The 1076-nt window shown below is 57.2% G+C and carries 1 protein-coding gene; it reads right to left on the bottom strand.

From position 1 onward, the window contains the following. A partial coding sequence (gene tuf / locus J7412_RS21755) for an elongation factor Tu (RefSeq protein ID WP_209081980.1) occupies positions 1-1076 on the bottom strand: 1076 nt, incomplete at both ends.

Raw genomic sequence — 1076 nt, 5'->3', positions numbered from 1 at the left:
ATTTTGGACACAACACCGGAACCAACGGTGCGGCCGCCTTCACGGATCGCGAAGCGCAGGCCGGCTTCCATTGCGATCGGTGCGATCAGCTCAACGTTGAACTTCAGGTTGTCGCCAGGCATCACCATCTCGGTGCCCGCTGGCAGTTCAACAGTGCCGGTCACGTCAGTTGTACGGAAGTAGAACTGTGGACGGTAGTTCGCGAAGAACGGGGTGTGACGGCCACCTTCATCCTTGGTCAGGATGTAGGCTTCTGCTTCGAACTTGGTGTGTGGGTTCACGGAACCTGGCTTACACAGAACCTGACCACGCTCAACCGCTTCACGGTCAACACCACGCAGCAGCGCGCCGATGTTGTCGCCCGCTTCACCGGAGTCCAGCAGCTTGCGGAACATTTCAACACCGGTACAGGTGGTTTTCTGAGTGTCTTTGATGCCAACGATTTCGATTTCGTCGCCAACGTTGATCACGCCACGCTCAACACGGCCGGTCACAACAGTACCGCGGCCAGAGATCGAGAACACGTCTTCGATTGGCATCAGGAACGGCTGGTCAGTCGCACGTGGTGGCTGTGGGATGTACTCGTCAACAGCCGCCATCAGCTCAGCGATTTTCTCTTTGCCGATGTTGTCGTCGCGGTCTTCCAGAGCCGCCAGAGCGGAACCTGCGATCACAGGGATGTCGTCGCCTGGGAATTCATACTCAGACAGCAGCTCGCGGATTTCCATTTCCACCAGCTCGAGCAGTTCTTCGTCGTCAACCTGGTCCACTTTGTTCATAAAAACAACCATGGCAGGGATGCCAACCTGGCGGCCCAGCAGGATGTGCTCACGGGTCTGTGGCATTGGGCCGTCGGCTGCGTTCACAACCAGGATCGCGCCGTCCATCTGCGCCGCACCGGTGATCATGTTTTTCACGTAGTCAGCGTGGCCTGGGCAGTCAACGTGTGCGTAGTGACGTGCTTCGGTTTCATATTCCACGTGCGCGGTGGAGATGGTGATGCCACGTGCTTTTTCTTCTGGCGCGCCGTCGATTTCGTCGTACGCTTTGAAGTCACCAAACTGTTTGGTGATCGC

Origin of the sequence: Shimia sp. R9_3 (assembly GCF_017743755.1) — a bacterium.
Lineage (GTDB): Bacteria > Pseudomonadota > Alphaproteobacteria > Rhodobacterales > Rhodobacteraceae > Shimia.
This window is presented reverse-complemented; position numbering and strand designations above follow the sequence as displayed.